The organism is Hydrogenophaga sp., assembly GCF_018780075.1.
Classification (GTDB): domain Bacteria; phylum Pseudomonadota; class Gammaproteobacteria; order Burkholderiales; family Burkholderiaceae_C; genus Hydrogenophaga.
This window is the reverse complement of the sequence record NZ_JADMKB010000050.1, coordinates 21,230-30,596: the sequence shown is the minus strand read 5'-3', so window position 1 is coordinate 30,596 and position 9,367 is coordinate 21,230. Positions and strand designations below refer to the sequence as shown.

Sequence of the window (9,367 nt, the reverse complement as noted above, 5' to 3'; positions counted from 1 at the left end):
CGCGGTCGCACAGCGCGGTCATCTCCAGGTGCGGCGAGACCGGCTCGCTGATGCGGCGCAGCTCGCCTGAGTTTTCCAGTTGCGCGATGAAGTCGCGCAGGTCCTTGTAAATCATGCCGGCTCGGCGTCCAGCCCGGCCCAGCGTGCGCTCAGCGTGTGCGGCACGTCCAGCAGGTCCAGCACCCGCGCCACGCTGGCGTTGACGATGTCGTCGATGGTCTGCGGCCGCAGGTAGAAGGCGGGCACCGGCGGGCAGACGATGGCGCCCATCTCGGTCACGGCGGTCATGTTGCGCAGGTGGCCCAGGTGCAGCGGCGTCTCGCGCGCCATCAGCACCAGGCGGCGGCGTTCCTTGAGCATCACATCGGCCGCGCGGATGACCAGGTTGTCGGACAGGCCGTGCGCGATGGCCGCGAGCGTGCGCATGGAACACGGCGCGACCACCATGCCGGCGCAGCGGAACGAGCCGCTGGCCGGGCCGGCGCCGAGGTCGGCCGCGTCGTGCAGCGTGTGCACCAGCGGGCGCAGCGTCTGCGGTCCGGCGTGCAGCTCGTGGCGCAGGGTCTGCCAGCCGGCGTCGGAGACGACGAGGTGCGTTTCCACGCCCGGCACGGTCTGCAGCGTCTGCAGCAGGCGCAGGCCGTAGATGGCGCCGCTGGCGCCGGTGATCGCGACCATCAGGCGCCGCGGGGCAGCCCCGGCGCCGGCGCACCCGGTGGGCTGGCCGGGGTCAGCGCCCGGCATGGCGGGACCGGGGCGTGGCCGAGGGGCGCAGCCGCTGCAGGCGCGTGAACACGGCCGACGGCGTCCACTGCGCGAGCTGAAACACCGGCAGCTCCAGCGCGTCGAGCGCGTTCTTGACCACCAGGCCCAGCTCGGTGTCGCCCTCCATGGACAGGCGGCGGTTGAAGAACAGGGTGTCGGGGTCGTCCAGCCGCTGCGCCAGGCGCAGGAAGTCGTGCGCGTTGGCGCTCAGGGTGAGCTCGGTGGCGGGTTGCGGCGCGCTGGCGCGGAACGCCCGGCCCTGCCAGGCAAAGTCGAACCTGAGACCGGCGTCGCGCACGTGGATGCGGATGCGCTGGCCTTGCAGGCGTTGTGCCACGTCCGCCGGCAGCTGCCGCGCCAGCACCAGGTTGAGCCCGGTGACCAGCAGCAGCGAGCCGGGGTACGGCGGCAGGCGCGAGAGCACGGCGGCGACGGGTGGCGGGACGGTGTGGCGCTGGGCCGGGGCAAATGTGTCGTTCATGGAGGGGGGTGGCGGTCAGGCCACGTACAGCAACAGGGTGAAGAAATGGCAGGTGCTGCCGGCCAGCACGAACAGGTGCCAGATGCCGTGGCCGTGGCGCACCTTGTGGTCGGTGGCGTAGAAGACGATGCCGAGGGTGTAGAGGGCGCCACCGGTGGCCAGCCAGGTGAAACCGGCCGGGCCCAGCGCCTGCCACAGCGGTGCCACCGCCACCAGCGCCAGCCAGCCCATGAGCACGTAGATCACCAGCGACATCACCCGTGCGCCGCGCGCCAGCCAGATTTCCTGCGCGATGCCGACCACGGCCAGCCCCCAGACCACGCCCAGCAGCGACCAGCCCCAGGGGCCGTTGAGCGTGACCAGCGCGAAGGGCGTGTAGGTGCCCGCGATCAGCAGGTAGATGCTGCAGTGGTCCAGCTTCTGGAACACGGCCTTGGCGCGACCGCCCAGCGCGTGGTACAGCGTGGACGCCACGTAGAGCACCACCAGCGTGGCGCCGTAGACGCTGAAACCCACGATGCGCCAGGGGTCGCCCTTGAGCGACGCGCTGGTGATGAGCACCACCGCGGCGGCCACGGCCAGCACCGCGCCCACGAGGTGGCTGATGCTGTTGAAGCGCTCGCCGGCGACCATGGTGTCAGGCCACGGCCGTGGCGAGCGCCGGCGCGGTGGTCTCGACGCGCTCCTGCCCGGGCCGGCCGTGCCAGTAGCCGTTGCAGTCGCGCTCGGGCAGCAGCGGCCGCAGGGCCGCGCGGGCCTGCGGCCCGTCGAGCGCGCCGCGGCGCACGGCGTCGTACAGGCCGATCACCTCTGCCGTGTGCAACGACTGCGGGCTGATGCGCGCCACGTCCACGCCGAGCGCCGCCAGATCGGCCCAGGCGTCGATCAGGTTGTGCACCCGCGCCGACTGGGTCTGGATGCCGTTGAGCACCAGGAACTCGGCGCTCTCGCGCGTCTTGAGCATCAGGCCGTCGGGGTGGTCGAGGCAGCTGAAGCGGCAGTCGTCCTTGGGCAGGTTGCGGTGGCGCGCGGTGAAGCAGCGCGCCGAAAACGCCAGCGGCAGGCGGCCGTGCACGAACACCTCGGTCTGCAGGCCGGCCGGGCGCTGCTGCTGCAGCAGCGCCAGGTCGTGGCGCGGCATCTCCAGCGGCGCGACCCAGCGTGTGGCGCCCAGCGACGCCATCCATTGCAGCGTGGGGCCGTTGTAGACGTTGAGGTGCGGGCCGGCGACGAAGCCGCGCTGGCCGGTCAGCGCGCTCACCGCGCCCATGTCGTTGGCCTCGACCAGGAAATCAGCGTTCGCCGCGATCTTCTGCATCGCGCTCACGTCCGAGCCCGACTCCAGCAGCACCTGGGTGGACAGCACCGCGGTCTTGCCCGCAGCACTCACCAGTTCGGCCACGTCCAGCCAGTCGGACAGGCGCAACTCGTGGCGGCGCGAGCAGGTGACCTCGCCGAGGTAGACGATGTCCACCGCGGTCGCGGCCATCGCCTCGTAGAAGTCAAAGACGGTCTGGCGGGGCCAGTGGTACTGCAGGGGTCCGAGAGAAAGTTTCACTTCAGTGGTTCCAGTGTGTGCGGCCGCCCCTCACCCCAACCCTCTCCCCAGAGGGGCGAGGGAGCCAGGGCCAGGGCGCCGGAGCGCGTGCCCCATCCAGGGCACCCGTGGAACTGGCTTTGCCAGGCCACAGGGGTGCGTCCCCCCTCCGGGGGGAAGCTGCGAAGCGGCGCAGGGGGGCGGTCATTTCCACGGCCGGTGGTAAGCGCCCAGCGTGTGTTGCTGACCTTCCGCGACCTGGTCCAGCGAGGCCATCCAGGCGCTCCTGGGCGTGTAGTGCTGGGGCTGGGCCAGGCAGTGGTCGATGGCTTCGCGCCAGACCTTCGTGACCTGGGCCACGTAGGCCGGGCTGCGCTGGCGCCCTTCGATCTTGATCGCACGCACGCCCATCTGCAAGAGCTGCGGCAGCAGCGAGAGCGTGTTGAGGCTGGTGGGCTCTTCGATCGCGTAGTAGCTGGTGTCGTTTTCGACGTCGAAACGGCCCTTGCACAGCGTGGGGTAGCCCGCGCTCTCACCGGCGGCGTAGCGGTCGATCAGCACGCCGTTCAGGCGCGATTCCAGGCCCTTCGGCGTGTCCTGCCAGCGCACCGCCTTGGCGGGGGAGCACACGCCGTGCGTGTTGGGCGATTCGCCGGTGACGTAGGACGAGAGCGCGCAGCGCCCTTCGACCATCACGCACAGGCTGCCGAAGCCGAACACCTCGATCTCCACCGGCGTCTTCTGCACCACCTGGCGCACCTGGTCGAGCGAGAGCACGCGCGGCAGCACCGCGCGCGAGATGCCGAATTCGCGGTGGTAGAGGTTGATCGCTTCGGGGTGGGTGGCCGAGCCCTGCACCGAGAGGTGCAACCGCAGCCGGGGGTGGCGCTGCGTGGCGTATTGCATCAGGCCGGGGTCGGCCAGGATGACCGCGTCCACGCCCAGGTTGACAGCCTTGTCCATGGCCTCGCGCCAGCGCTCCGGCTGCGCGGCCTGGGGGTAGGTGTTGAGCGCCATGAACACCTGGCAGCCCCGCGCATGCGCATAGGCCACGCCGCTGGCGATGGCCGCGTCGTCGAAGTTCAGGCCGGCGAAATTGCGCGCGTTGGTGGCGTCGCGCAGGCCCAGGTAGACGCAGTTGGCGCCGTGGTCCACCGCGGCCTTGAGCGCGGGCAGGCTGCCGGCCGGGCAGACCAGGTCCAGGGTGGGGGGATTCGGTTGCGTGCGGTCGGTGGCCATGGGAGGGTGCAGGGGAGGGGCGGCACGGCGAACGGGGGCCGGTGCCAGACGGGCGCGAAGGTATCAGCGGCCCGACGCCCCGGCGTTGACCTGGGTCAAGGGGCTCATGGCTTGATCTGGCGCAAGTGGGGGCTGGAACGGGCTGGGCGGTGGCGAAGGCCCGCCCGAGGGCGGTTCTTGATGCAGGACAAGGTGCTTACGGGCCCTCGCCGGTAGGCTCCAGATGCGGTTTTTTGCGCCGCACAACCGGAACGACACGATGAATGCACGAGACGACATGGGCGCAGTGCCGCCTGACAGCGGCGATGTGGCCGCGCACGCCGAGGCCTTGCTGCGCCTGGCCCGCGAGGGCGGGCTGCGCACCTGGCGCATGGGCGGCCAGGACGGGGGCGGCAAGGAGCTGTTGCCCGTGGTGCAGGGCGGCATGGGCGTGGGCGTGTCGGCCGGCGGGCTGGCCGGCGCGGTGGCGTCGCTGGGCGGGGTGGGCACGGTCTCGTCCGTGGACCTGCGCCGCCTGCACCCCGACCTGATGGCGCAGACGGTGCACCTGGAGAACGGCAAGGAGCCCGACGCCAAAGCGCGCATCGACGCCGCCAACCTGGTCGCGCTGGACCGCGAGATCCAGCGCGCGCGCGGTATCGCCCAGGGCCGCGGCCTGATCGCGGTCAACGTGATGAAGGCGCTCTCAGCATATGAAATCTACGTGCGCCAGGCGCTGGAGAGCGGCGCCGACGCGGTGGTGGTGGGCGCCGGTCTGCCGCTGGACCTGCCCGAGATCGCCAAGAACCACCCCCAGACCGCGCTGATCCCCATCCTGTCGGACGCGCGCGGCGTGCAGCTGCTGGTGCGCAAGTGGGAAAAGAAGGGCCGCCTGCCCGACGCCATCGTCATCGAGCACCCGCGCCTGGCCGGTGGCCACCTCGGGGCCGCCAAGGTGGCGGATCTGCAGGACGGGCGCTTCGAGTTCGATCAGGTGCTCCCGGCGGTGCTCGAATTCTTCAAGACCGCCGGCATCGAGGGACAGATCCCGCTGATCGCGGCCGGTGGCATCAGTTCCCGGAGCGACCTGCTGCGCCTGCAGGCCCTGGGCGCGAGCGCGGTGCAGATGGGCACGGCCTTTGCCGTCACCCAGGAATGCGACGCCGACCCGGTGTTCAAGCGCGTGCTGGCCGAGGCGCGGCCCGAAGACGTGGTGGAGTTCATCAGTGTGGCCGGTCTGCCCGCGCGCGCGGTGCGCACGCCCTGGCTGGACAAGTACATCCGCATCGAGCCCAAGCTCCAGGCGGCGGCCCACGCCAAGAAAAAGTGCAACATGGCGTTCGATTGCCTGGCCCATTGCGGCCTGCGCGACGGCGTGGTGGGCATCGGCCAGTTCTGCATCGACCAGCAGCTGGGCCACGCCATGGAAGGCGATGAAAACAAGGGCCTGTTTTTCCGGGGGGCCGGTACCCTCCCGTTCGGCAAGGACATCCGTTCCGTGCGCGACCTGATGTGGTGGATGATCGGGGGCTGCCTGTCCCCGGCTTTGGGGCAGAATACCGCCCCTTTGCCCATCGAATCTGGAGCCACCGCATGAAGCGTGACCACAGCCTGCGCGCGCAGGACCTGACACAAACCCAACCCATCAGCCAAGACGTCCTGGCCGAAAAATACCTCAAGCCCGGCGAGACCGGCGTCGAAGACCTCTACCGCCGTGTGGCGCGAGCGCTCGCTTCCGTGGAAAAGCCCGAAGCGCGGGCCGAGTGGGAGCAGACCTTCCTCGCCAACCTGCACGCCGGCGCCATCGGCGCGGGCCGCATCATGAGCGCCGCCGGCACCGACATCCAGGCCACGCTGATCAACTGTTTCGTGCAGCCCGTGGGCGACGCGATCCAGGGCGTGGACGCCGAGGGCTACCCCGGCATCTACGAAGCGCTGCGCGAAGCGGCCGAAACCATGCGCCGCGGCGGCGGTGTGGGCTACGATTTTTCGCGCATCCGCCCCCGCGGCGCCGAGGTCAAGGGCACGCACTCCATGGCGTCGGGCCCCTGCAGCTACATCAACGTGTTCGACCAGTCGTGTTCGACGGTCGAGAGCGCGGGCGCGCGCCGTGGCGCGCAGATGGGCGTGTTGCGCATCGACCACCCGGATGTGATGGATTTCATCACCGCCAAGCGCACCCCCGGCCGCTGGAACAACTTCAACGTCTCGGTCGGCGTGTCCGACGCCTTCATGGAGGCCGTGGGCAACGACCAGCCCTGGGAGCTGGTGCACAAGGCCCGCCCCGGCAAGACGCTGCTCGACAAAGGCGCCTACCAGCGCAGCGACGGCCAGTGGGTCTACCAGACCGTGGCCGCGCGCGAGCTGTGGGACACCATCATGAAGTCGGCCTACGACTTCGCCGAGCCGGGCATCCTGTTCCTCGACAAGATCGGCACCGACAACAACCTGCATTACTGCGAAACCATCTCGGCCACCAACCCCTGTGGCGAACAGCCGCTGCCGCCCTACGGCTGCTGCGACCTCGGCCCCATCATCCTGACCCGCTTCGTCCAGAACCCGTTCGGTTTCGGCGGGGCCCCGGCCTTCGATTTCGAGGCCTTCGAAAAGGCCGTGGCGCTGCAGGTGCGCGCGCTGGACAACGTGCTCGACGTGACCTTCTGGCCGCTGGAGCAGCAGCGCACTGAAAGCGCCGCCAAGCGCCGCATCGGCGTGGGCTTCACCGGCATGGGCAATGCCCTGGCCATGCTCTGCGTGCGTTACGACCGCGAAGACGGTCGCCAGGTGGCCGCCCAGATCGCCGAGCGCATGCGCAACGCCGCCTACCTGGCCTCGGTCGAGCTGGGCAAGGAAAAGGGCGTGTTCCCCAAATTCGAGGCCGAGGGTTACCTGGCCCCCGGCACCTTCGCCAGCCGCCTGCCCGAGGCCATCAAGAAGGCCATCCGCAAGCACGGCATCCGCAACAGCCACCTGCTGTCCATCGCGCCCACCGGCACGGTGAGCCTGGCCTTTGCCGACAACGCCTCCAACGGCATCGAGCCGCCGTTTTCCTGGATGTACCGCCGCAAGAAGCGCGAGGCCGATGGCTCCACCAGCGAGTACGCGGTGGAAGACCACGCCTGGCGCCTGTACCGCGAACTCGGCGGCGACGTGGACCAGCTGCCCGAGTACTTCGTCAACGCGCTGGCCATGAGCGCGGGCGAACACATCGCCATGATGGAAGCGGTGCAGCCCTTCGTGGACACCGCCATTTCCAAGACGGTCAACGTCGCGGCCGACTACCCGTTCGAAGATTTCAAGAGCCTGTACCAGAAGGCCTGGCGCGCCAACCTCAAGGGCATGGCCACCTACCGGCCCAACAACATTCTCGGCTCGGTGCTCGACACCGGCACGCCCGCTGCCGCAGAGACCAAGCCCGCCCCCGTGCCAGCCGCGCCGGTGGACCCGATGCGCACCGTGATCGAGAGCCGTCCCAAGGGCGCGCTCTCGGCCGTGGCCGACAAGATCGAGTACTGGACGCAAGAGGGCCACAAGACGCTGTACATCGTCGTCTCCTTCCTGCCGGTGCCCGCCGCCGACGGCGTGGGCACGGTCGAGCGCGCGATCGAGTTCTTCATGCCCGTGGGCCAGAACGGCGAGTCGCAGCAGTGGATCACCTCCACCATGCGCATGCTCTCGCTGGCCGCGCGCGGTGGTTTCCTCGGCCGGGCGCTGTCCGACATGCGCAAGGTCGCCTGGGACCGCGGCCCGGTGCGCCTGGGCACCTACCAGAAGGCCGACGGCACGCACGTGCCGATGTGGCACGACTCCGAGGTCGCGGCCATTGCCTTCGCGCTGCAGAACATCATCGCGCGGCGCAACCAGCACGCCGCCGCCGTGGCCGTGCCGCAAGCGCCCGCCGCGCCCGAGCTGCCCGGCATGGCCGCCCCGTCGGCCGTGATGGCCGGCAAGAAATGCCCCGAGTGCGGCGCACACGCCATGATCCGCAAGGACGGCTGCGACTACTGCACCTCCTGCGGGCACCTCGGCAGCTGCGGATGACCTCCACCACGCGCCCGGTGGTGCCCCTGCGCCCGGTGCGGCCAGGGCCCGCCGGCGCGCAGGGTGGCGGCCAGGGGCCGAGCCGCGCCTGGCGCCCGCAGCACCTGCTGCTGGCGCCGCACCGGCTGGCGTTTTTCCTCGCGGTGCTGCTGCTGCTGGCCTCGGGCCTGTGGTGGGCACTGGTGCAGGTGGACCGCAGCACCGGGGCCATCGGCCTGGGGTACGCGGTGTCCCCGACGGTCACCCACGCCGCGGTCATGAGCTTTGGCTTCGTGCCGCTCTTTTTTGCCGGCTTTCTGTTCACCGCCGGCCCCAAGTGGCTGGGCGTGGAAGGCCCCGGCCCCCGGGCACTGGTGCCCACCCTGCTGCTGCAGGCCGCGGGCTGGCTGCTCTGGCTCGCCGGGGCCCACACCCACGTGGGCGTCGCGGTGGCGGGCGCGGCGCTGGCGACCGCCGGCCTGGGCGCGCAGTACCTGCGCTTCTGGGCCCTGGTGCGGCGCAGCACGCTCACCGACCGCCTGCACGCCACGGTGGTGGCGGTGGCCGGCACCGTGGGCACGCTGTGCGTCGCGGGGCTGGCCCTGGCCTTGCTGGCCGGTGCGATCGACCTCGCCCGCAGCCTGGTGCTGACCGGCCTGTGGGGCTTCGTGGTGGTGACCTACCTGGTGGTGGCGCACCGCATGATCCCGTTTTTCACCTCCAGTGCGGTGCCCATGGTCGAAGCCTGGCGGCCGTTCTGGGTGCTGTGGGCCCTGCTGGGCGCGGCGGCCTTCGAGGTGCTGGTGGTCTGGGTGGGCGCGATCGGCTGGGCCAGCGCCCCGGGCTGGATGCTGGTGCAGGGCCTGGTCGAGCTGCTGGCCGGTGGGGTGGTGCTCTGGCTGGGCGTCGCCTGGGGCCTGGTGCAGAGCCTCAAGGTGCGCCTGCTGGCGATGCTGCACCTGGGGTTCCTGTGGCTGGGCCTGTCCCTGGTGCTGGCGGGGGTGTCGCAACTGCTGGGCCTGCGCGCCGGCGTGCCGGCCCTGGGCCTGGGCGCCCTGCACGCACTCACCATGGGCTGCCTGGGCTCGCTGCTGGTGGCCATGGTCACGCGCGTGTCGTGCGGCCACAGCGGGCGCACCCTGGTGGCCGATGCGCTGGTCTGGGCGGTGTTCTGCCTGCTCCAGCTGGCGGTGCTGCTGCGCGTGGCGGGGGCCCTGGACGGGGCGTCCCCGTGGGTGCTGACGGCCGCGGCGCTGCTCTGGGCCGGCGTGATGGGCGTGTGGGGCCTGCGCCTGATCGGCTGGTACGGCCGCTTGCGCGCCGATGGCCGGCCCGGCTGAACCTTC

9 protein-coding genes are annotated in these 9,367 nt (G+C 70.8%); 3 read left to right on the top strand and 6 right to left on the bottom strand.

All coding sequences use genetic code 11. The annotated features are described in order from the left end of the window. The 6 genes from IV088_RS11050 to IV088_RS11025 all read right to left on the bottom strand — a co-directional run. On the bottom strand, positions 1 to 115 hold a 115-nt coding region (locus IV088_RS11050; RefSeq protein ID WP_291101802.1), incomplete at its 3' end, for a UbiD family decarboxylase domain-containing protein. Beyond that, positions 112 to 744, bottom strand: a complete 633-nt coding sequence (locus IV088_RS11045; RefSeq protein WP_291101796.1) for a UbiX family flavin prenyltransferase — start codon at positions 742 to 744, stop codon at positions 112 to 114. The genes IV088_RS11050 and IV088_RS11045, both read right to left, overlap by 4 nt. Beyond that, entirely contained in the window at positions 731 to 1,246 is a 516-nt protein-coding gene (locus IV088_RS11040) for an SCP2 sterol-binding domain-containing protein (RefSeq protein WP_291101794.1), read from the bottom strand. The genes IV088_RS11045 and IV088_RS11040 overlap by 14 nt, the downstream gene beginning before the upstream one ends. A gap of 15 nt (positions 1,247 to 1,261) precedes the next feature. Next, positions 1,262 to 1,879: a hemolysin III family protein gene (locus tag IV088_RS11035; RefSeq protein ID WP_291101792.1), complete on the bottom strand. Its 618-nt coding sequence runs from the start codon at positions 1,877 to 1,879 to the stop codon at positions 1,262 to 1,264. Positions 1,880 to 1,883: 4 nt separating this feature from the next. Continuing rightward, the gene (locus IV088_RS11030; RefSeq protein WP_291101790.1) at positions 1,884 to 2,804 is read right to left on the bottom strand and encodes a U32 family peptidase; all 921 of its coding nucleotides are present in this window, start codon (positions 2,802 to 2,804) and stop codon (positions 1,884 to 1,886) included. A 183-nt stretch (positions 2,805 to 2,987) separates the two neighbouring features. Further along, positions 2,988 to 4,022 (bottom strand): peptidase U32 family protein, encoded by a 1,035-nt coding sequence (locus IV088_RS11025; protein WP_291101788.1) that lies wholly within the window; start codon positions 4,020 to 4,022, stop codon positions 2,988 to 2,990. Positions 4,023 to 4,392: 370 nt separating this feature from the next. Between IV088_RS11025 and IV088_RS11020 the strand changes: the two genes are divergently transcribed. Genes IV088_RS11020 through IV088_RS11010 form a run of 3 tightly spaced genes read left to right on the top strand, consistent with a single transcriptional unit; the run spans position 4,393 to position 9,361 of the window. Beyond that, entirely contained in the window at positions 4,393 to 5,598 is a 1,206-nt protein-coding gene (locus tag IV088_RS11020; protein ID WP_291101800.1) for a nitronate monooxygenase family protein, read from the top strand. After that, positions 5,595 to 8,042, top strand: coding sequence for an adenosylcobalamin-dependent ribonucleoside-diphosphate reductase (locus IV088_RS11015; protein ID WP_291101786.1), 2,448 nt, complete (start codon positions 5,595 to 5,597; stop codon positions 8,040 to 8,042). Before IV088_RS11020 ends, IV088_RS11015 begins: the two co-directional genes overlap by 4 nt. Continuing rightward, positions 8,039 to 9,361: an NnrS family protein gene (locus IV088_RS11010; RefSeq protein ID WP_291101784.1), complete on the top strand. Its 1,323-nt coding sequence runs from the start codon at positions 8,039 to 8,041 to the stop codon at positions 9,359 to 9,361. The genes IV088_RS11015 and IV088_RS11010 overlap by 4 nt, the downstream gene beginning before the upstream one ends. Positions 9,362 to 9,367: the final 6 nt, after the last annotated feature.